At 56.1% G+C, this 18,936-nt stretch carries 15 protein-coding genes; 8 read left to right on the top strand and 7 right to left on the bottom strand.

Annotated features, from left to right (window positions below; translation table 11 throughout):
* The first annotated feature begins 99 nt into the window (after positions 1 to 99).
* The gene (locus ACP3PW_RS03580; protein ID WP_426415293.1) at positions 100 to 1,674 is read left to right on the top strand and encodes a gamma-glutamyltransferase family protein; all 1,575 of its coding nucleotides are present in this window, start codon (positions 100 to 102) and stop codon (positions 1,672 to 1,674) included.
* A gap of 50 nt (positions 1,675 to 1,724) precedes the next feature.
* Positions 1,725 to 2,522, top strand: a complete 798-nt coding sequence (locus ACP3PW_RS03575; protein WP_426415292.1) for a sulfite exporter TauE/SafE family protein — start codon at positions 1,725 to 1,727, stop codon at positions 2,520 to 2,522.
* 55 nt (positions 2,523 to 2,577) lie between these two features.
* Here the strand turns inward: ACP3PW_RS03575 and selD are convergent, their stop codons facing one another.
* The 3 genes from selD to senA are packed head-to-tail and all read right to left on the bottom strand — an operon-like array spanning position 2,578 to position 7,157.
* Entirely contained in the window at positions 2,578 to 4,839 is a 2,262-nt protein-coding gene (gene selD, locus ACP3PW_RS03570) for a selenide, water dikinase SelD (RefSeq protein WP_426415291.1), read from the bottom strand.
* Positions 4,836 to 5,834, bottom strand: coding sequence for an L-histidine N(alpha)-methyltransferase (gene egtD, locus ACP3PW_RS03565; protein ID WP_426415290.1), 999 nt, complete (start codon positions 5,832 to 5,834; stop codon positions 4,836 to 4,838). The genes selD and egtD overlap by 4 nt, the downstream gene beginning before the upstream one ends.
* A gap of 27 nt (positions 5,835 to 5,861) precedes the next feature.
* Positions 5,862 to 7,157: a selenoneine synthase SenA gene (senA, locus tag ACP3PW_RS03560; RefSeq protein ID WP_426415289.1), complete on the bottom strand. Its 1,296-nt coding sequence runs from the start codon at positions 7,155 to 7,157 to the stop codon at positions 5,862 to 5,864.
* Between the two features lie 270 nt (positions 7,158 to 7,427).
* On the opposite strand from senA, the gene senB reads away from it, so the two are divergent.
* The 5 genes from senB (at position 7,428) to ACP3PW_RS03535 (ending at position 12,482) form a co-directional block, all read left to right on the top strand.
* A complete protein-coding gene (gene senB, locus ACP3PW_RS03555; protein WP_426415288.1) occupies positions 7,428 to 8,375 on the top strand; it encodes a selenoneine biosynthesis selenosugar synthase SenB in 948 nt (315 codons plus the stop codon).
* A gap of 88 nt (positions 8,376 to 8,463) precedes the next feature.
* Positions 8,464 to 9,321 carry a putative selenate ABC transporter substrate-binding protein gene (locus ACP3PW_RS03550; RefSeq protein WP_426415898.1) on the top strand — a complete coding sequence of 286 codons (858 nt, stop codon included), beginning with the start codon at positions 8,464 to 8,466 and terminating at the stop codon, positions 9,319 to 9,321.
* A gap of 23 nt (positions 9,322 to 9,344) precedes the next feature.
* The gene (locus tag ACP3PW_RS03545) at positions 9,345 to 9,995 is read left to right on the top strand and encodes an ATP-binding cassette domain-containing protein (protein WP_426415287.1); all 651 of its coding nucleotides are present in this window, start codon (positions 9,345 to 9,347) and stop codon (positions 9,993 to 9,995) included.
* Complete coding sequence (locus ACP3PW_RS03540) at positions 9,988 to 11,487, top strand: PhnE/PtxC family ABC transporter permease (protein ID WP_426415286.1); 1,500 nt, start codon at positions 9,988 to 9,990, stop codon at positions 11,485 to 11,487. The genes ACP3PW_RS03545 and ACP3PW_RS03540 overlap by 8 nt, the downstream gene beginning before the upstream one ends.
* Positions 11,488 to 11,705: 218 nt before the next feature.
* Positions 11,706 to 12,482 (top strand): sulfite exporter TauE/SafE family protein, encoded by a 777-nt coding sequence (locus tag ACP3PW_RS03535; protein WP_426415285.1) that lies wholly within the window; start codon positions 11,706 to 11,708, stop codon positions 12,480 to 12,482.
* 73 nt (positions 12,483 to 12,555) lie between these two features.
* Here the strand turns inward: ACP3PW_RS03535 and ACP3PW_RS03530 are convergent, their stop codons facing one another.
* Both ACP3PW_RS03530 and speB read right to left on the bottom strand, forming a co-directional pair.
* Positions 12,556 to 13,971 (bottom strand): NAD(P)/FAD-dependent oxidoreductase, encoded by a 1,416-nt coding sequence (locus ACP3PW_RS03530; RefSeq protein ID WP_426415284.1) that lies wholly within the window; start codon positions 13,969 to 13,971, stop codon positions 12,556 to 12,558.
* Positions 13,972 to 14,175: 204 nt separating this feature from the next.
* Positions 14,176 to 15,135 carry an agmatinase gene (speB, locus tag ACP3PW_RS03525; RefSeq protein ID WP_426415283.1) on the bottom strand — a complete coding sequence of 320 codons (960 nt, stop codon included), beginning with the start codon at positions 15,133 to 15,135 and terminating at the stop codon, positions 14,176 to 14,178.
* Between the two features lie 248 nt (positions 15,136 to 15,383).
* Between speB and ACP3PW_RS03520 the strand changes: the two genes are divergently transcribed.
* A complete protein-coding gene (locus ACP3PW_RS03520; protein WP_426415282.1) occupies positions 15,384 to 16,820 on the top strand; it encodes an APC family permease in 1,437 nt (478 codons plus the stop codon).
* A 195-nt stretch (positions 16,821 to 17,015) separates the two neighbouring features.
* Here the strand turns inward: ACP3PW_RS03520 and ACP3PW_RS03515 are convergent, their stop codons facing one another.
* Together ACP3PW_RS03515 and ACP3PW_RS03510 are read right to left on the bottom strand one after the other, a co-directional pair.
* Positions 17,016 to 17,363 (bottom strand): hypothetical protein, encoded by a 348-nt coding sequence (locus ACP3PW_RS03515; RefSeq protein WP_426415281.1) that lies wholly within the window; start codon positions 17,361 to 17,363, stop codon positions 17,016 to 17,018.
* A gap of 652 nt (positions 17,364 to 18,015) precedes the next feature.
* Entirely contained in the window at positions 18,016 to 18,876 is an 861-nt protein-coding gene (locus ACP3PW_RS03510) for a helix-turn-helix transcriptional regulator (RefSeq protein WP_426415280.1), read from the bottom strand.
* Between the last annotated feature and the right edge of the window lie 60 nt (positions 18,877 to 18,936).

Here is an 18,936-nt window from a genome sequence, read left to right as displayed (position 1 = left end):
GTGGGCGAGGGCCGAACAAACAGTGCCTTGTGGTACCGACTTAAGACGGGGTAACACGCTATGGGCTCCACTACAGAATCAGCGAGAGAGGGCAAGGATATGAGCAAGGTAGTGTCACAAAGGGGGGTTATCTGCTCGCCCCATCCACAAGCCAGTGCAGCGGGCTTGGCTATGCTGGATCAGGGGGGGACGGCGATAGACGCCATGCTCGCTGCCAGTGCAACGCTGGCGGTGGTGTACCCGCATATGACCGGACTGGGAGGTGATGCTCTGTGGATGATAAGCGATGGGCAGCGAGTCGAAACTCTTGTTGGTATCGGGCAGGCAGGCAAGCGTCTTCCCGACGGAGGGAAGATCCACCTGCGGGGGCCAGCTTCGGCGGCGACAACCGCCGGAGCCCTGCGGAGTTGGTCCCTCGCCAAGCAGTTGAGTAGCGAACGTTGGGGTTCTCTCCTGACATGGGAGACACTACTGGCGAAGGCGATTGAGTACGCTGAGGATGGAATGCAAATTAGCGCCTCCCAGGCATTCTGGCAACAACAGCGTAAGTCGTTGATTGCTGAGCTACCGGGACTGCGTAGCTTTTGTTGCGATGAGGAGGGGCGCTTACTCAGCGAGGGAAGCTGGGTGCGCCAACCCCGGTTGGCAAAGACGCTGAAGCGGCTTGCCGTCGCCGGAGTTGATGACTTTTACCAGGGAGAGATTGGCCGCTCTCTGGCGAAGGGGTTCGCGGAGTTGGGGTGTGGGCTCACTGAACAGGACTTGATAGCAACCAAAGCCTATCTTCAGGATCCAATAGCGATACGCTATCGCAAGGGAACACTCTACAATGTCGCACCGCCTACGCAGGGGCTGTATACGCTGCGGGCGTTAAATATGCTCAACCATGTGGATATCGGGGGCTGTGAAAATTTTGGCAGTGACTATTATCACTATCTGGTTGAAGCGGTAAAGGCCATGCTTCTGGTAAGAAATAAAGAGCTGTGCGACCCCTGTTCAACCCACTTCGAATATCGGAGCCAGCTCCAGAGCGAGCAGTCGGCGAGGGATTTTGCATCGCTGGATCCAGTGAGTGCGCATCCCTGGCGTGAAATTGGCCAACCCGCCGACACCGTCTGGATGGCTGCCACCGATGATAAGGGGCGCACCGCCTGCCTGATACAAAGCCTGTTTCATGATTTTGGTTCGGGTTGTTTTATTGGTGATACCGGAGTGTTGTGGCTAAACCGCGCTGCAGGTTTTAATACCGACCCCGGTCATGTTAATTGTTGGGCACCAGCCAAGCGCCCAGCGCATACCCTAAACCCATCCAGTTACTTGGCGGATAACGGTGAGCAGTTTTTTTTCGGTACCCAGGGGGGGGATGGGCAACCCCAAACGCAGATGGTGCTTGCCACTCAACTGATTGACTATCAGCAACCCATTGACAGGGCATTGTTTGCGCCACGTTTTTTATTGGGACGCAGCTTCTTTGACAGTACCGATAACTTGAAACTGGAGTCTAACATCGCCAAGGAGGTGATTGAAGAGTTGGAGGATCGTGGTCATGAAACGGAGGTTATTTCCGAACTTAGTCCCTATACCGGTCTGGCAGGAGCGATCGCCATCTATCCGGATGGGGTTCGAGAGGCAATGTATGACCCCAGAGGTCAAGGCATAAGTCTCGCACAATAAATCAAATATAAATAACTATTGCTCATATTATAATTTACGAGAAGGGGAAGATGTTGGACGTTTTTTTTGCGTATGCGATGCTAGGGGTTTTTGCTGGGATTATGGCCGGCATGTTAGGTATTGGCGGCGGAGTGATCATCGTTCCAGCGCTAATATTTATCTTCGATTGGCAGGGTTTTTCGCCCGACGTGATCGTTATTTCTGCCGTAGCTACCTCCCTGGGAACGATTATTTTCACCTCGGTATCAGCAGCATGGGCGCAAATAAAGCGTGGCGCTGTTGATTGGGTCATTTTTAGAAGATGGGTATTGCTGGTAGTGGTTGGTAGTTTTTTTAGCGGCTTTATCGCTCAGCAGATGCAGCCGCTAGTTCTGAAGATGGCGATCGCGCTATTTCTACTGCTTGTGTCACTGATCATGTTAAGCAAGTGGGTTCCAAATCCTTCTCGGCAGATGCCCGGTGCTTTTGGTACTTCTGTATTAGGGCTGTTGTCGGGTGTGGTATCCGGTTTGGCCGGCATCGGGGGGGGGAATATCATGGTGCCGCTGATGGTGTTTTTTAACGTAGCCATGCAGCGAGCGGCCGCAACTGCCAGCGCACTCGGATTTCCGCTGGCAACGGTTGGTGCTTTCGGGTACGTGGTTTCGGGCTGGGGGAGTCAGAAACTCGAGTGGTCGCTTGGGTACGTGTACCTTCCCGCCATGTTGACGATAGCGACGTTTACCGTGTTGATGGCGCCCATTGGCGTCGCGCTAGCTCACCGTATGCCGGCGCCGGTGTTAAAACGCTGTTTTGGTGCAGTACTATTAATTGTGTCTGCTCGAATGCTGATTACGGCGAATATGTGATCGGTAGTGTATCCATTAATATGAACTACTTGCGTGATGTGGCTGAGCGCAAGTTTCATTCGATCCTGATCGGTGCCTGCTGGTCGGATGGCTCCTCGATGTAGCCGATCATGCAACTGGCGCCGTAACCCATCTCTTTCAGCGCGTTGACGCAAGCGGTTGCGTTTTCTTGCGGTACGCCGGCTAACAGACCGCCGGCGGTTTGCGGGTCGAACAGCAGCGGGAACACTGGGTGGAGGGCTTTGGCTTCGATATCCTGGATGGCGCGTCGCAGGCGCAGGTTCTGCGGTTGCAGCGACGATAAAATTCCGGCGGCGACCGTATCCAAGGCCCCGTCCAGCAGGGGCAGGGTGTCCAGTTGAAGTACGGCATCGACCCCCGAGGCCCTGGTCATCTCGATCAGGTGACCGACGATACCGAACCCCGTGAGGTCGGTACAGGCGGTTGCCTCGAAGTGTTGCAGGCATTGGGCCGCACCTTGGCTCGATACCAGCATCGACTGAATAGCTGCGTCGACCCAGCGGCCCTTGGCTTTGCCGCGCATGTCCGCCGCGAACAGGGTGCCGGTGCCGATCGCCTTGGTGAGGATGAGGGCGTTACCGGGTTTCAGTCCGCTCTTGCGCCATACGGTCGCGGGGTCAATCAGGCCGTTAACGGTTAAACCAAATGCCAGCTCCATGCCTTCGCTGGAGTGACCGCCGGCCAGTACCGCGCCGCTGGGCTTTAAGGTGTGCAGTGCCCCTGCGAGGAGGTCGTGCAGGGTCTCTTCCACCACCCGTTCGCGACCGTAGGGAACGGTCGCGATCGCCAGCACCGACTGCGGTTCGGCTCCCATGGCGTAGAGATCGCCCAGGGCGTGGTTGGCAGCGATGGCACCGAAGGTGTAAGTGTCGTCGATAAAGGCGCGAAAATAATCGACGCTTTGAACCATTACCTTGCCGCTGGGCACGGCGAGCATGGCGCAGTCGTCGGCACCGGTACGACCGATCAGAACGTCGTCGCGGCGCTCATCGGGCAGGCGTTGCATGACCCGGGATAACACCGTGGCCCCGACCTTGGCGCCACATCCACCGCAGCGCATCGCCATGGTCGATAGCTCTTTTATGGCCGCAGCATCGGCGATGCCTGACGCCAGTTGGGGGGCTTGCTGTGGCTCCATCTCCGGTAGCTGGTTGAATCTATTCATGAAGCGGAGGTCGATCCAGTTTTTGAGCTTCCACAACTGGTCCGATTCCCACGACCTGTTACCGTGGGACGCGATGGCGTACTGGTTGCCGGTGCTGACCAGGCCGAGGAAGTTTTTCTGGGGGCGGTAGCGGCGCAGCCGTTTACCGGTGGCAGCGGCGCGCAGGTTGTGGGCCAGTACGGGGCCTTGGCGAACCGCAAAGACACCGGACTTGGGGCGCGGGTCGGGCAACGAGGCGATGTCGCCGGCAGCGAATACCTGCTCATGGGAGAGGGAGCGGAGGCTAGTGTCGACGCGCACGAACCCGGTGTCATCGACCTCCAGTCCGGAGGCGGTGAGCCAGGGGGGAGCTGCGGCGGTTGTAACCCAGATAACGGCATCGGCCGGGAGGGAGCTGCCATCATCGAGGACCACCTCCCCAGCCCTGACTTCGCACACCTGTTGGCGTGTCTTGATGGTGATATTGCGGGCCGCAAAAATGCGTTCGAAGCGCTGGCGCACTCCGGGGTTGTGCATAAACATGATGCCATCGCTCTGGGTCACCAGGCTGTAGTGCAGGCGACCGGGGTCATCTCCTGCCTGGAGCAGGGTCTGCTGCAAACGGTACTGGGTGGACAGGGCGAGTTCGACGCCACCTGCACCACCGCCCACGATGACGACGCGAAAGCTACCTTCACTTGCTCTCACGCGTTCGATCAGAGCGTGCCACCGCCCTAAAAAACGATCGATAGGCTTAGCTGCCAGCGCGAACTCATCCACGCCGGGGATGTCGATGCTGTTGGGACGCGAACCGGTGTTAATGGAGAGCAGATCGTAGGCGATGGGGGGACGATCGCCAGCAATGACCTGCTGATTGTTGAGGTCCAGCCGTTCAACGGTAGCGTGGTAGAGTCGGGCACCGGCGAATCGAGTCAGGGGGCCAAGGTCGATGTGGCACGCGTCGTAGTCGTAATGGCCAGCGACATAGCCGGGCAGCATGCCCGAGTAGGGGGTATGGATATCTCGCGTAATCAGGGTCACGCGCAGCCCCGGTACCGGTTTCATGCCGAGGCGCTTGAGTACGGTTACATGGGCGTGGCCGCCGCCAACCAGAACCAGGTCTTTCACGATCGGGGTAGAGGTACTGTTCATGGTATCGCCGCGTTGTGGTTGGGTGAATCTTCGGGGGAGTTGGTTTGCACCCTGAGCAGGTGAACACTAAACAGCTGCTCATCATCGCACCACAGTGCCTGGGGTTGAAAGCCGGCTTGGGCCGCCAGCGCGATAAACTCGTCGGTGGTGTATTTGTAGGAGTTTTCGGTGTGTATCGTTTCGCCCTCGGCGAACAGGTAATCGCGATGATTGAGGGTGACCCGCTGGCCATAGCGACTCATCAGGTGCATCTCTATGCGCCCCTGAGTTGCGTCGTAGAATGCCTTGTGCTGCCAGCCGCCGAGGTCAAAGTTACTGCCCAGTTCACGGTTGATGCGCGTTAGCAGATTTAAATTAAAACGGGCGGTAACGCCTGCGGCATCGTCGTAGGCCGCTTGCAAAATTGAGCTCTCTTTTTTCAGGTCGACCCCGATGAGCAGGTAGCCTGCGGGACCAACCAGCTCGGCGATGGCGGTGAGAAAATCGATCGCGTGCGCCGGGTCAAAGTTACCGATGCTGGAGCCTGGGAAAAACGCCACCCTTGTTCCGTTGGGAGCGCTGGGGGGCAGGCGCATCTCACGGCTGTAATCGGTGCAGGAGGCATGGATCTCTAGCCAGGGGTAGGCAACGGCCAGCTCCTGCGCCGCAACGCGCAGGTGGTCCCGGGAGATATCCATCGGCACGTAGGCTTTAGGGTGTAAGCCCTCCAACAGAATGCGTATTTTTGCGCAGCTGCCGCCGCCGGGTTCGACCAGCAGGCTGCCGGTGCCAATGTGACGGGCGATCTCGGCGGCGTTGTCGGTGAGGATTCCGATCTCGGTTCGTGTCGGATAATACTCGGGTAGCTCGGTAATGGCGTCAAAGAGCCTGGAGCCCCTGGTGTCGTAAAAATATTTCGGCGGTATCGTTGCCGGGCGCTGGCTCAGGCCCGCAATCACATCGTTGGAAAATTCATCCCGGCTCGAATGTAGGTCATGAAACTGAATGTCCGTCATTTTATAGGTTGTCTCATTATCTCGCTGTCACAATGCACAGGTACGAAAGCCGGCAAAGACATCGTTTCTGTCCGCGCCATAATAGGTGCGCCAGGTGTTGCGGATCATGCGCCCTCGTGTGGGCCAGGCTCCCCCGCGCAGTACCCGGGTAGTCCCGAACAGCGGCTGCGAGTAATCCTGGTACATGTCCGGGGTGAACCCGGGATAGGGGCCGAAACGGTCGGCTGTCCACTCCCACACGTTGCCGATCATCTGTCGACAGCCAAACGCGCTGTCACCTGCACTGTAGGCTCCGACATCGACGGTGCCCAGGGCGAAGCCGTCGAGATTGGCATGGTCGGGTTGTGGGTCTGAGTCCCCCCAGGGAAATCTGCGTTTGCGGGGGGAGAGGGTGAGTCCGTCTATGGAGGGCTCGGCGGAGGCGGCCACTTCCCATTCGGCTTCGGTGGGTAAGCGTCGGCCCGCCCAGCGACAATAGGCTTGCGCCTCGTGCCAGCAGACATGAATGAGGGCGCTATGGAGGGGGAGGGGCCGCCACTGGTCGAACTGCCGTTGCTGCCACCCGCTCGAACTTTGTCGCCAGTAAACAGGATGCTTGAGGGCGGATTGCCGGCACCAGGTCCATCCTTCATCATCCCAGTATTGCTGCTGTTGGTAGCCACCGGCTTCGACAAACCCCAAATAGTCAGCGTTACTCACCGCGGTGCGGGCGATGCAAAAGGGTTCGATGTCGACGGGGTGCGCCCACTTTTCATTATCAAAAACGAAATCCTCCTGTTCGGTAGCGCCCAGCATAAAGCGACCGCCGGGTATCTGAACATCGCCTTCGAGAACGCCGGAACCCAAAGCTGTTGGCGCGGGCCTTCCCAGCCCGGGCGCGGGGTAATTCAGGGTCTGGCGCGTGTAGGTGTAGGCTTCGTTGTGCATATCCTGATGGAATACGGCGTATTGCGCCAGGTAGTCCCGGGTTGGGTCGTGAGCCGAGGCGAGGCAGGCAAGAATCCTGTCGAGTACCTGCTGCATGTAGTGATGGGTTTCCTCCATGCTGGGCAGTGGCAGATCCCAGCGATTATCGTGGGCTATGGTGATGGAATCGTATAAGCGGTCGGCGTCAGCCCGCAGGGGGGCTTGCCCCAGGTGTTGTCGTAGCACCCAAAACTCATAGAAGTAAGCGGCGTGGCCGACCTCCCAGTGGAGGGGGTTTACGGTGGGCAGGCGCGGGCCTAGCAACTGTTGTGGGCTCAGGCCATCGATCAGGGCCAATGTACGGCTGTGTGCATCCTGCGCCTGACGGGCGATAACCTCGGCGTTCAGTTGGCCCATGGGATCTCCTATGTTGCTTTCGAGTGTTCGGATGACGATGGCTACCTTGATAGCAGGAGCTTAGGCTGCTGTGGCATCGCCCCTCAGGGCGCTCTGGTCAGGTAAAGACAGGTTATGTCCCTTGGTATTTCTCCGATCGCCTTCCACCCAACACCCGTTACCTATAGAGGGTAGCCCACAGAACTACCTTTTAACCAAAACCTCGGTGTAAGGGCGGATAATTTAATCCATACTCTCTTTACCCTGACAGTGCACAGGCATAAGTGAACCATGCGCATTATTCTTATCACCCCAGCTGCGACAAAGTCCAAAGCCGGCAATCGGGCAACCGCCACTCGCTGGGCTCATATTTTCCGTTCGCTGGGTCATCAGGTCAGGGTGGCAACGCATTACGAGGGTCAGGATGCGGACCTGATGGTCGCGCTTCATGCATGGCGCAGTGCCGATGCGGCCACCGCCTACCGTGCAAAGTATCCCGACCGCCCCCTGATCGTCGCGATCACCGGAACCGATGCCTATCGCTTTATCCACACCGATCCTGAAATGACCCTGGGTACCATTGAGCTGGCCGACCACCTGGTGGGACTGCACGACCTTATCGCCAATGCGCTGCCGCCCGCCCAACGGCACAAGGTGCATGTCATTTACCAGTCCGCAGAGCCTATCGGCCAGCGCCACCCCTACCAGCGCTACTTTCACGTGTCGGTGTTGGGGCATCTGCGTGCAGAGAAGGACCCCCTGCGCCCCGCATTGGCTGCGCGGTTGCTGCCCGACAGCAGTCGCATTCATATCCACCACTACGGTAAAGCCCATACGCCCGACTGGGCGGACAAGGCGCACGCAGAGATGGCGATCAATCCACGCTATACCTGGCATGGGGAAAGCGCCCATTTTGAGGTGCGACGGGTGTATCAGCGTACGCAGTTGCTGGTTCTGCCCTCGGTGATGGAGGGGGGCGCGAATGTGATCTCCGAAGCGGTGGTGGCCGGGGTGCCGGTGATCGCCTCGGAAATAGAGGGGTCGGTGGGGCTGTTGGGCAAAGATTACCCCGGATACTACCCTGTAGGAGACGAAGCCGCTTTGTCGGCGCTGTTGTTAAGGGTAGAATCCGAGCCTCTTTTTTATCAGGCGTTGCAGCGAGCAGCGCTGGCTAAACGAGGACGTTTCACCGCAGAGGGTGAAACCCTGGCATGGCAGGCTCTGCTGAGTCAGGTTTAAGACAGCCCCCAAATCCTTTGTTGGCCCGGATTTGGTTTTAATCAAAACGTAGCAAGGAGAGAACGTGGACGCTCTATTTAATCGGTTGATCAGTACAGTTGCGGTATTGGTGTCATTGGCGATGTTTTCGGGCACCGCTTCCGGCGCGCCCAAGACCCTGGTGTTCTCAGCGATACCCGATCAGGATCAGGCGCAGCTGGTGCAGCGCTTTGGAAAAGTGGCGGATTACTTAACCCGGACCCTGGGTGTGCCCGTGAAATATGTGCCGGTAAACTCCTATGCCGCAGCGATCACCGCCTTTCGCAATGACCAGGTCCAGCTGGCGTGGTTCGGCGGCTTGTCGGGTGTGCGGGCGCGACTCCTGGTGCCCGGCTCGGAAGCGATCGCCCAGGGGCTTGAGGACACGGAGTTCGTTACCTACTTTCTTGCTCACAGCAGTACCGGAATAAAACCTTCCGATACATTGCCCGCCGAGATCAGTGGTAAAACCTTTACCTTCGGTTCCAAGGGTTCGACCTCGGGTCGTTTGATGCCTGAATTCTACCTGCGCGAGAGCTTCGGCAAGGCGCCGGATGGGGTGTTCTCCAGGGTCGGTTTTAGTGGAAACCACTCACGTACGATAGCCCTGGTACAAACCGGCGCCTATCAGGTGGGGGCGACCAACTACAAAGTATGGGAAAAGGAGTTGGCGGCCGGAAAAATTGATACCGACAAAGTATCGGTTATCTGGAAAACACCCACTTACCCGGACTACCAGTGGAGCATCCGCGGTGATGTCGACGCTGAGTGGGGGGCAGGGTTCAAGGAGCGGGTGAAGCAGGCGTTGCTCGCTATGGATGACCCCGACCTGTTAGGCGCGTTCCCGCGTACCCGTTTTATTCCTGCCAGCAATAGTGATTACCAACCGATACTCGATACTGCGAAGAAGATCGGACTACTTGACTAATCATTACGGGCGACCCTGTCTTTATGTTCACTCTTGAATCGGCCAGCGCGAGCTACAAAGACAAAGTCGCCCTTACGGATATCAGCTTGCATATCCCGGCAGGGCAAAAACTGGCCCTGATCGGCCGCAGCGGTGCCGGCAAGTCCACCCTGCTCAAACTGCTCTATGAGCAAAAGCCGGGGGATATTGCGCTGGTACCGCAGAGCTATGGACTGGTGAGCAGTCTTTCGCTTTACCATAACGTCTATATGGGGCAGTTGGGGCGGCGGCCCCTGTGGTACAACTTGCTGAATCTGCTCAAACCCCTCAAGCAACCGGTGGCGGAGGTTGCAGCGATTCTGCAGCAACTCCAGCTCGGCGATAAGCTGTTTGAACCGGTGGGTGAGCTGTCCGGGGGGCAGCAGCAGCGAGGGGCCATCGCACGGGGAATGATGCAGGGCGGAGGAATATTGTTCGCCGATGAGCCGGTTTCCTCTCTCGATGAGCAGCAATCAAAACTGGTGATGGGCGTTCTGTGCCAGCGCTTTGATACCCTGGTGCTGGCGATGCACGATATCGACCTCGCGCTCGCCTATTGCGATCGTATCGTGGGTCTGGATCGGGGGCGTATTACACTGGATGCACCGACCTCTGCACTAGCGCGCAGCGACCTGCTTGAGATTTACGGTGAGTAGGGTCTCCTCCTATCAACGCTCGGCTCGCTGGAAGGTAAGCTGGTTGTTTGTTTTTATTGCACTGGCCTGCCTGCCGTTTTCTGATTTGAGTATCACCACCTACGATCCATGGGCCGAACTGGGGCGGCTCTTTGAGGGTCTGTTACAGCCGACGCTTGGGGGGGTCGATAACCCCTTTCAGGCACTGCTGCAAACCCTGGCCTTCGCGTTGCTCGGGGTCTCTGGTGGCGCGTTGGTGGGTTTCGGTTTGGCGCAACTGTTTCATTTGCGATGGGTGCGTATCATTTGCGCCTCGCTGCGCGCGGTGCATGAGCTGTTTTGGGCGTTGATATTTTTACAGATATTTGGTTTACACCCCTTGACCGGTTTGTTGGCTCTGGGCATCCCATACGCGGCGACCTTTGCCAAGGTCTATGCAGAGATTATCGAGGAGGGGGATCGCAGCGCCTATGAGGTCGTGTGTCGGCAGTCGGGACCCATCTCTGCTTTTTTCTACGCTCAGCTACCGGACCTTTGGCGACACATTGTCAGCTATACCAGCTATCGACTGGAGTGTGGTCTGCGCTCCAGTGCGGTGCTGGGTTTTGTTGGGCTACCGACCCTGGGTTACTACCTGAGTACCGCATTTCTAGAAGGGAGCTATGGCGAACTCTGGGCGTTGCTGATGCTTTTTTATCTGGTGATCCTAACGTTACGGTATTGGGCGCAACCCAGGCTTATGCCAATCTATTGCTTGGCAGCACCCTTTATCATCGCCAATGACAGTGAAATATCCCTGGCGAATATCAGCCGCTTTTTCACCCAGGATATTGTGCCTTTACCGCTGCGCAATGGCGAAGGCCTGGCCGGCTTGTGGCATTGGCTTTCCGAACTGTTCGTTAACGATGCGTTGCCCGGTATTATCAACACTCTGTTGTTAACCCAGCTGGCGCTGGTGTTGACCGGGATAATCGCACTGCTGTGGTTCCCGTTAATCTCCAGATTGTTTTTTAAGCGTTGGGGGCGGCTGGTCGGACATCTGTTTCTGGTGGTGATGCGCTCAACGCCGGAGTACATTCTGGCTTTCATTTTACTGATGCTTTGGGGGCCGTCGATGCTTCCCGCAGTGCTGGCCCTGGCTATGCACAACGGTGCCATCATCGCTCATCTGATCGGTCGCTATAGCGACGCGCTGCCCGTGCGGTTGGATGGGATCACAGGTATAAATCGCTACGCCTACCAAGTGGTGCCTGCAATCTATAACCAGTTTCTTGCGTTCCTGTTCTACCGTTGGGAAATTATCCAGCGCGAGACGGCGATCCTCGGGATTTTGGGTATCACCACCCTCGGTTTCTATATCGACAGCGCGATCCAGGACATTCGCCTCGACCGAGCGATGGTTCTTATTGCAATCACTGCCGCGCTCAATGTCGGCGTAGACGCCCTGTCCCATAGTATTCGTTCCCGCTTAAGACTCTCCTTTGGCCTCCAGCGCGATGTTGTAGCCCGTTAGTTTTTGTGCGCCGGGGTAGGGGGTAGTAAAGCGGGTCAAACCTCAACCGCCTATGCCGGTTAGCCCAGTTCGTTGAAACAGTCTACAGCGGTATTGGGGAGGGGCCCTGAATGCCGCAGTAGGCGGGTTGGAGCGAAGAACTACCCATAGGCGCGGGATAGCTTTAGACTGGGTGATCGTTTTTATGTCTCCTCAGCCACCATCCAGATTTGATCCTTATGACACTCGAGCTTCTATTTCTGTTCGTCGCCGGTTTCTTCGGCGGAGTGATCAACTCCATCGCCGGGGGCGGTAGCTTTATCACCTTTCCTGCGTTGCTGTTTGTGGGGGTGCCACCCATCAGTGCCAACGCCACCAATACCTTTTCTTCCTGTGCGGGATACCTCAGCGGGGCTTATGCCTTCAGAAAGGATTTAGTCGCCCATAGAGCGGAGTTGCCAAGAACCGTTTTGGTGAGCCTGGTAGGAGGTATTCTTGGCGCCTGGCTGTTGTTGCAAACGCCCGAGTCGGTATTTCTGGAGGCGGTCCCCTGGCTGCTGTTGTTTGCAACGGTATTGTTTATCTTCGGCGGTCGACTCAACAGTGCCTTGAAAGGCCTCGCTTCTCACCATAAACACGCCTCTGCGGTGGGAGGGGGGGTGCTGCTGTTGTTGCTGTTGGGTGTCTGTGTTTACGGTGGTTTTTTTAACGCAGGGCTAGGCATTATCACCCTCAGTTATCTCGCCCTGGCGGGGCATACCAATATCAACACCATGAACGGTCTCAAGTTGTTGGTCTCCTCCGCAGTATCACTGATCGCCATCGCGCTGTTTATCTACGACGGAGCGATCGCCTGGTACGAGGGAACTATAGTACTGCTCGGCACTCTGGCAGGTGGTTACGTTGCCGCTCATATATCCCGCAAACTACCCCAGGCCGCTGTTAGGGCTTTTGTGATTTTTGCCAGTTGCGGAATTACGGCCTACTTCTTTTTCGATGTCTACCTGCGCGGTTAGCGATAACAAAACGGCCGTGCACTATCGCAAGGCCGTTTATATTACGGGGCATTGATCGCAGGAGACGGATAGGTTATCCCAGTTCGTTTTGGGTGATGGGGAAACCCATCTTTTCCACCATATTGATCCAGGGTTGGCGCCAGCCGCCCTTTTCATCGAGTGTATCCAGCGCGTACATGGTGATCTTGGCACCGATCCAGCGGAAGGGTTCGGGGGGGATGTAACTGGGCAGGGACGTGGCGAAAGCGAGCCGGGTTTCGATGGTATCTTTACCGTCCAGAATTGCGAGTCCTACGCGGGAACCGAAGCGGGTGGCGGTGACTCCAAAGCCGGAATAGCCGCCAGCATAGATCATATCGCCGTTATGGTAGTGCTGGAAATGCACTGCCATACGCGTGGTGAGTCCGATTGGTCCGCTCCAGGCATGGGAAAACTTGATCCCTTGCAGGGACGGGAAGGTCTTATAAAAATTATCAACCAAAGGCAGAAAATTGTTCGCGGTCTTATCGGCCTTGGGATCGGTGTCGTTGTTGAAGAAGTAGTCCAGCCGGCCACCAAACAGTATCCGATTATCGGCGGTCAGGCGCATATAATTTAACTGGGTGCGGGTGTCGTAGATCCCCTGACGATTTTTCCAGCCGATGGTTTCCATCTGGGCGTCGGTCAGTGGCTCGGTGACGACGATGCGGTCGCGAATCGCGGCAACGCGCTGCTTGATCTTTTTGCTACCGGCGGCAAAGGCGTTGGTGGCCAGCAAAACCTTATTGGCCATCACGGACCCCTGTGGGGTTGTAACCTGTACGCCCGGATTGATATGGGTGGAGTCGACCAGCGGCGTGTACTCGTAGATACGCACGCCGAGATTCATGGCGGCACGCTTCAGCCCCCAGGCCAGTTTGGCCGGATGCACGGTGCCACTGCGGCTTTTCGACCAGAGTCCACCGGCAAACAGCGGTGAATTCATTTCGGCCTGCACCTCCTCCTTACTGAGCAGGTAGGCGTCGTGACCGTATTGCTTATAGAGTTTGTACTCATTCTCGATGTCGGGCAAACCCTCTTCACCGATTGCGACCGTGAGCTCTCCGCCCCACTCGATATCACAATCGATCGCGTATTTTTCGATGGTCGCTTTAAAGCCGTCGAGATTGTCTTTACCCAACTGCTCCAGTAGATCCATATCGTCGGGAAACAGACGCTTGGCATTTTCCAGTCCGTGCATAACGGAGGTGGAGAGAATCGCCGCAGGGCGGCCCGATGCGCCGATCGCTACGCACTGAGCCTCGATAATGACAACGTCGCGCTCGGGATCTTCCTCCTTGGCGTGAATGGCAGCCCAGAGCCCGGTAAATCCCGCACCCACAATGAGCAGGTCACAGTCGATAGCCTCCTGCAGTGCAGGCTCGGCATCTGGCGCCGCGGTGTTGTCGAGCCAATAGGGGAAAAATTTGGTTTTCAGCAGGGCTTTTTCGCCAACGGTTTTTTCATACATGACCAATACTCGTATTATACTTATAGTGCCCGCAGCGGCGGGTTATTTTGTAGATAGTGTGAACGTTTTGTTTGTCGGGCAACATACCCTCTATGGGTAGGGCCTATGGTTGTGTTGAGGGTCAACCAATCAGCGCAATGTCCGTGAAAAATAGTCAATGCTGAGGCCTCTCCGTTCGTCGTCGTTGTCCTATGGAGTATAGGTTTAGCGACTATGGTAATTAACGCCGGGCAGCACGCACAGCATCTCATAGAGCAGGTTAGCTGCGACCACGGAGGTAGCACGGCTGGTATCGAACGGAGGGGACACCTCAACCAGATCGCCACCGACAATATTCAATCCTTTGCAACCGCGGATAATCTCGATTCCCTGCATCACGGTCAGGCCGCCTACTTCAGCGGTGCCAGTACCGGGAGCATAAGCAGGGTCGAGTCCGTCGATATCAAAACTGATGTGTACGGGTCCGCCGCCGACCTTTTCGCGCACCTCCTCCATCAGGGGGGCGAGGGATTTGTGCCAGCACTCTTCGGCGGTAACGACGCGAAACCCCTGATCACGTGACCAGTCGTATTCGTCGGCAGAGTAACCGGTGCCGCGCAGACCGATCTGCACGACGCGATTGCAATCGAGCAGGCCCTCCTCAACGGCGCGGCGGAAGGGCGTGCCGTGGGCGATCTGCTCGCCAAACATGTCGTCGTTAACGTCGGCGTGGGCATCGATATGGACCATGCCAACCGGGCCGTGCTTTTTTGCCAAAGCGCGCAATATGGGCAGGGCGATGGTGTGGTCTCCACCCAGCGTCAGGGGGACGACTCCGCAGTCGGCGACTTCGTTATAAAACGACTCAATAATGTCGATGCTTTTTAACAGGTTGAAGGTGTTGATCGGCACGTCGCCGATATCGGCAACGGTCAGGCTATTGAACGGGTCCGCGCCGGTTGAAACATTAAACGGGCGCAGCATACGCGACTCATCGCGAATCTCTCGTGGTGCCAGGCGTGCTCCGGGGCGGTTGGAGGTGCCGATATCAAAGGGCACGCCGATAAAGGCTGCATCCAACTCGTCGGAAAGCTCGACCGCAGGCAGACGCATAAAGGTTGCAGGCCCACCAAAGCGGGGCATTTCGTTACCGCCCAGCGGGCTGTAAAATTTTTTCTCTGCCATCCTATCCTCCAGGCTAAACTGCCGTATTCTTTTTGTTAGTTGCCCTCTAGTCTAGTCGCCACATTGCCAGTGCACTATACCCTGTTCAGGTAGGCCGCCCCGTGGAGCTAGTGGAACGATTTGTCATCCCCCCCCCTGAATAGGGTATATCGCGTGCTTGTGGTTCGCGGCACAGTACGCGCTGACTGAATCCCCATGACGTATTTTTTTGGGGAACCCCCATATAAAAATAAAGAAGGTAACGCGCTATGAGTACGTCCAGCAGCCATAAGAAAACGCTGTGTTTACGTGATATCACTCTCTATACCGTGTCGGCGGTGTTGCTGGTCGACCAGGTTGCTATGGCCGCTGCGGTTGGCCCCGCTGCCGTTTTTTGGTGGTTGGTGGTGATTTTTCTGTTTTTGATTCCCAACACTCTGGTGACCGCCGAGTTGGGAGCCTCGTATCCGGAGCAGGGGGGAATATACGCCTGGGTTCGCAATGCGTTTAACGCCCGTTGGGCGGCGCGGATTACCTGGCTTTACTGGATCAACATCGCGCTGTGGATGCCGGCGGTCTATATCCTGTTTTCCGGTTTGTTTGCCGCGCTGTTTTTTCCCGAGATGAGTCTTTGGAGCCAGATTGCGATGGGTGTAGCCATGTGCTGGTTGACCACCTGGGTAAACTGTATTCGCCTCGGTTACAGCAAGTGGATCCCCAATCTGGGTACGCCAGCCAAATTTGTGGTGATCCTGATTCTAGGCGTTGCGGGTCTCAACTACGGACTCACCCAGGGTTTTGCCAACGATATCAGTTTCAGTGCGGCGATGGGTGATTTGCAGGCAGGCCTGATGTATCTGCCGGTGGTGGTGTATGGTTGTTTGGGTATAGAGCTGGTCTGCGCCGAGAGTGACGAAATCGTCGAACCCAAGCGCAATATGCCCCGTGCGATGCTGATAGCCGGGTTGCTGATCGCGGCTTTTTACGTTTTTGGTACCGTCGGCTTACTGGCCGCTGTTCCTGCTGAAGAGGTCGATATCGTGACAATTTTGGCGAGCACATTGACGGAGTTGTTCGGCGAGAGTGCTGTGGGTAATGCTGTCGCCTTGATCATCGGTGCACTCACACTATTTACCCTGTTCTCAACCATGGTGGCATGGACACTGGGAGCAAATCGCGCGGCGGTCGAAGCGGCGGATGCGAAAGAGATGCCAGCCTATTTTTCCAAGGTGACCCCGGAGCACCAAAGTCCGGTTGGCGCTGCGACGATGACCGGGGTCATCAGTTCGGCGATTATGATTGTTTATGGTTTGATGGCCAGCAACGTCGAGGAGTTGTTCTGGACGCTGTTCTCCTTCAGCGCCATTATCTTTCTGTTGCCCTATATCGCAATGCACCTGGCGTTCCTTAAGTTGCGCATCGCGGATAGGGATCACCCTCGCCCGTTCAAGGTGCCGGGCGGCAACGCAACCGGTTTCGTTCTGTCATTTGTTTGCATTGCGATACTGCTGATGTCCATCGTGCTCTTCTTTTGGGTCCCAGGCGAACCTCTTGACCTAATGATCATGGTGCAGGTAGGAACCGGCGTCGTGCTAACGCTGTTGATCGGTGAATACCTGGTGCATCGAGGGGAGAAGCTAAAGCGAGATGAGCTGGAACGGAAAAGGATTTCACCCGAAGATTCCCTGGTGCTCCAGGCCAGCTAGCCAGCGGGAGCGTATTGTAAAAAGAAACCGCCACTAGGCGGCTTCTTTTTTGTCGGCTCAGGCAATAGCTACGGGGCGGTTTTTCTTGCCTATCCAACCCGGCGGTGGATGCCGGGTTGGATAGCCGGGTGACCTTGTAGGTACTGAAGTAGTGCGGTGAAACGTGAGAATTAATCGTTACAGGTGCAGGTTGGGCTAGCCAATTGGTGCCGTATCACTGTCTTTTGGCGTGGGGCCGCTGTGCCCCTTGATCTCATGCTGTATTACTAAATAGGCACGCCAGTAATTAAACAAACCGCCTGCAAAAAGCAGCAGACTACCGATCAAATACTGCCATGCCAGAAACGCGTACAGTGTAGTGCGGTCCGAGGGACTCTTCACTTCCCAAAGGTAAGGCACCGAGGCCACTGTAAAGAGTACGGAACCGACAACAAATGATATCGCCGTCAGGTTTATGAGCTGAAGGGTTATGAGAGACTTGGACTGAACGATCTGGAGGACATTGATGCAGGCACCGAGTACAAACAGAAGACTCCCGGCCACAAACATCCAGGCGCCAGTCTGAAACCAGCCCACGGCAGAAAGAAAATACTACCCGCCGTAAACAAAATTGTACCTCAGACGTAACTCGCGGCTGCTGTATATTCAAGAATCTGGTCTCGATCATGATGGTCTATCGATCGCCAGTGACATCGAACTTCAAAAAGGTCATGAACGGTAACGATAAGATAGAGCAGCGACCCTACAAAGAAGGTTCAGGCTCCTATGTCCGCGTAGGCTTAAAACCGGGGAAAAAAGAGAATACTGCCTATGATAAAAAATGATGCCGCCGACCTTATAGCGGATTGCATTGATGGTTTCCCAACGAAACTGGGCCTTCAGATCTGACCGATCTCTTGTCAGCTTGTAGATACGAGGACGGTTGATGAATATATGGGGCATATCTTCTTCTCCATGTCACTGAAAGATTGCCGGGTAAGTGAATCCATGTAATTTTGTTATATGGTAAAAACGGAAAGGCAAAATAACGAAATCAAGAGGGCGATAACGTACGACCTCAATCTTAGTTGATGCTCAAGTAACTGCCTGACTTTTGAAATAGTCTGGATTTTGAGGGCATGAATCGACGTGAACGTAACTAGCTACTGACAACCGTATTGGGCCGAACCTTGCTATAGGCATAAGTAGCCACTGGTTAGATTTTTTCTTTCATATACGCTTCGAGTGGATCGCTTTCAGGTTTTCCGCTGCCGTGGGGTAGTGCGGCAATAAAAAGTGAGAAAAGCTCTGATTGTGAGGAGAGGTCGAGCTTGCCGTAGAGGTTTTTACGGTGCATCTGCACGGTGTCGGGAGATATTCCCAGTTTCTGGGCAGCAGATTTTGAGGAGTGGCCGCGCAGTAAAAGATGCACTACCTCGCGCTCCCGCTCGGTAAGAACCGACAGCCCGAAGTTATTGAACGCCGCCTCGACCTGGGAGCGCATTCCCGATGCCGGTTGCGCGGTGCTCGGCGCTTGTTCCAGCACGTTTCGCCAGTATTGCATCATGGAGCCCTGCACGACCGGATTCATGGATCGCAGCAGCTGGAGTTCATGGGCGCTGAAAGGGGGACGATCATCCTGGCGTCCAATACCGAGGGATAGTTTGCTGCCGTCTTTGGGCTCGATCACAAAGTAGGCATCATCGACCAGTGACACATCCCGATAATAGGCTTGGTAATAATCGCTCTGATAGAAATCGTCCGGGGCGATCTCCGACAGGTGGTAGAAGCCGGGGGCCAGGCCTTCGGCCACTGCCAGGCAGAAGGGGTCAAGCAGATAGGCTCCCGAGAAGTAGCTATCGATATGGATTTTGCGCCGCTCGGCTGGGATCTCCAGGTCATACAGCAGGGTTGGGATCTCATCGCGCCGCTCCAGTACTAGCAGCACCGCCTCCACCGGCACCAGCTGGTTGATGGCCTGCACCAGAAAGCGGGGAAAGTCAGGATCATCGAGATGGCTAAACAGGGTGCCGAGGGCCTGGTTCCACTGCTCGATCGATGATTGCTCTGGGTTCATTGCTGCCCCTTGGTCTCTTTGGCACATACTATCGCCGGATGGGTTGCTGGATTCCACTAC

Source organism: Aestuariirhabdus sp. LZHN29 (genome assembly GCF_049985285.1).
In the GTDB taxonomy this organism is placed as follows: Bacteria; Pseudomonadota; Gammaproteobacteria; order Pseudomonadales; family Aestuariirhabdaceae; genus Aestuariirhabdus.
The sequence above is the reverse complement of the archived record's forward strand: the minus strand, read 5'-3'. Positions and strand labels throughout refer to the sequence as shown.

Coding starts and splice junctions, on each gene's coding strand:
- ACP3PW_RS03580 (WP_426415293.1), top strand. CDS start 100: ATGAGCAAGGTAGTGTCACAAAGGGGGGTTATCTGCTCGCCCCATCCA.
- ACP3PW_RS03575 (WP_426415292.1), top strand. CDS start 1,725: ATGTTGGACGTTTTTTTTGCGTATGCGATGCTAGGGGTTTTTGCTGGG.
- selD (WP_426415291.1), bottom strand. CDS start 4,839: ATGAACAGTACCTCTACCCCGATCGTGAAAGACCTGGTTCTGGTTGGC.
- egtD (WP_426415290.1), bottom strand. CDS start 5,834: ATGACGGACATTCAGTTTCATGACCTACATTCGAGCCGGGATGAATTT.
- senA (WP_426415289.1), bottom strand. CDS start 7,157: ATGGGCCAACTGAACGCCGAGGTTATCGCCCGTCAGGCGCAGGATGCA.
- senB (WP_426415288.1), top strand. CDS start 7,428: ATGCGCATTATTCTTATCACCCCAGCTGCGACAAAGTCCAAAGCCGGC.
- ACP3PW_RS03545 (WP_426415287.1), top strand. CDS start 9,345: ATGTTCACTCTTGAATCGGCCAGCGCGAGCTACAAAGACAAAGTCGCC.
- ACP3PW_RS03535 (WP_426415285.1), top strand. CDS start 11,706: ATGACACTCGAGCTTCTATTTCTGTTCGTCGCCGGTTTCTTCGGCGGA.
- ACP3PW_RS03530 (WP_426415284.1), bottom strand. CDS start 13,971: ATGTATGAAAAAACCGTTGGCGAAAAAGCCCTGCTGAAAACCAAATTT.
- speB (WP_426415283.1), bottom strand. CDS start 15,135: ATGGCAGAGAAAAAATTTTACAGCCCGCTGGGCGGTAACGAAATGCCC.
- ACP3PW_RS03520 (WP_426415282.1), top strand. CDS start 15,384: ATGAGTACGTCCAGCAGCCATAAGAAAACGCTGTGTTTACGTGATATC.
- ACP3PW_RS03510 (WP_426415280.1), bottom strand. CDS start 18,876: ATGAACCCAGAGCAATCATCGATCGAGCAGTGGAACCAGGCCCTCGGC.